3 protein-coding genes are annotated in these 1,476 nt (G+C 54.9%); all 3 read left to right on the top strand.

Features of this window, described 5'->3' with window-relative positions:
- On the top strand, positions 1-347 hold a 347-nt coding region (locus AB6D93_RS24005; protein WP_372159251.1), incomplete at its 5' end, for a JAB domain-containing protein.
- Positions 348-417: 70 nt separating this feature from the next.
- Positions 418-1,005: a DUF3275 family protein gene (locus AB6D93_RS24010; protein WP_372159252.1), complete on the top strand. Its 588-nt coding sequence runs from the start codon at positions 418-420 to the stop codon at positions 1,003-1,005.
- Positions 1,005-1,476 (top strand): DUF6094 domain-containing protein (locus AB6D93_RS24015; RefSeq protein WP_372159253.1); only part of this gene is annotated, 472 nt, incomplete at its 3' end. The genes AB6D93_RS24010 and AB6D93_RS24015, both read left to right, overlap by 1 nt.

The raw sequence follows: 1,476 nt of genomic DNA on the forward strand, positions 1-1,476 counted from the left end.
CGAAACGGACCCTCAGTGGTTTACTGCAGGGGATGGACAGAGAAGTCTTTGGCGTGCTCTTTCTTAATACCCAACATCAGTTGATTGAGTTTGAGATATTGTTTTATGGCACGGTCGACTCGGCCAGCGTCTACCCCCGAGAGGTCGTGAAACGCGCCCTACTTTGGAATGCCACCTCGGTCATTTTATGTCATAACCACCCTAGCCTATGCAGCGAGCCCAGTCAGGCGGACCGGCGCATCACACGGCAATTGTCGGATGCTCTGGCACTGATTGACGTGCGCATCCTCGACCACTTTGTGGTCGGCGAAACCGTCACCTCGTTTGCTGAGCGTGGCTGGCTTTAACTTTTACAATTCCCTAACCGGAGAGGTCTTCCGGTGGGAGGCCTTTTGACGTTTAACTCAGGAGGCCAACATGGTCCAAGTACCCGGCATACTCACCATCAAAACCGTTAGCGGGCGTTATGGCGACTTTAACGTCGCCATGCTCGATACCGACATTGGTCAATTCTCCGTTCGAGACGCGGTCTTAGATGAATACAGCGAAGGCACCTATCAAGGCACCTTTGGATTACAACGTATTTATCCGGGCAGCTATCAAACCAGCAACCGATTTGTGATTGAAACACGCGCCGAGCTTAACGGCATTTGGCTCAGTGATTACAAAGAAGAGGCGCTGCCACGAGACGAACCAATGGAAGAAGATCCGTTAGCCAAAGAGCGCAAGGCGCAGCAGCAACTGACCGAGCAGCGAGACGTGGCCAGTCAGGCGTTGGCGTCATCCCAAGAAAGCCAAGAGGACTTAGTCAGCTTGTTTGGGCCGCTGTGGCCATTGCCAAGTCACATTGGTGACATCGTCAAGCTCACCCCAGAAGTGGGGCGAGAAGTGATGGGCAAACAACTGGCTTACCTCAAGCGTCGCATCAATGATGAGCGCGTGTGGAAGTTTGAGCCCAAAGCGCAACATTGGATGCGCCTTCGTCTTGATGAGGAGGCAAGCTAATGGCCGTGATGCACCCGCGCGTGGCGCACAACTACCTTAAAGACGGGTATTACCCGACCGATGAGGCGACCTTAACCCAGATAGCTAAGCGGCTGCGGTTCAAAGCCGGCACTCAGCGCTTGCTCGACCCGTGTTGCGGGGAAGGCAAGGCGCTGGCTCAGTTGGCGAGTCAAATCGTCGACCATGAGCAGAGCGCGCTTCACACCTATGGGGTGGAGCTGGATGAGGCGCGAGCCGTCACTGCCAGTCAATGTCTTGATTCGGTGCTGCGCAGCAATGCGTTTGACACACAAATCGGCTCAGGCAGTCAAACGTTGCTGTTTTTAAACCCGCCGTATGGCGCGGTGGTCACCGACCAGGTGGACAAACAGCATCGTGACATGGCTAGACTGGAAGTGCAGTTCACTCAACGCCTACTCCCCACGCTAAAGCGTGACGGCGTATTGGCGTTGGTGGTGCCCTATCCCTCTC

Source organism: Vibrio sp. 10N.247.310.23 (genome assembly GCF_041467155.1).
Lineage (GTDB): Bacteria > Pseudomonadota > Gammaproteobacteria > Enterobacterales > Vibrionaceae > Vibrio > Vibrio crassostreae_C.

Excerpts from the sequence above, each read along its gene's own strand:
- AB6D93_RS24010 (WP_372159252.1), top strand. The coding sequence starts at position 418 with ATGGTCCAAGTACCCGGCATACTCACCATCAAAACCGTTAGCGGGCGT.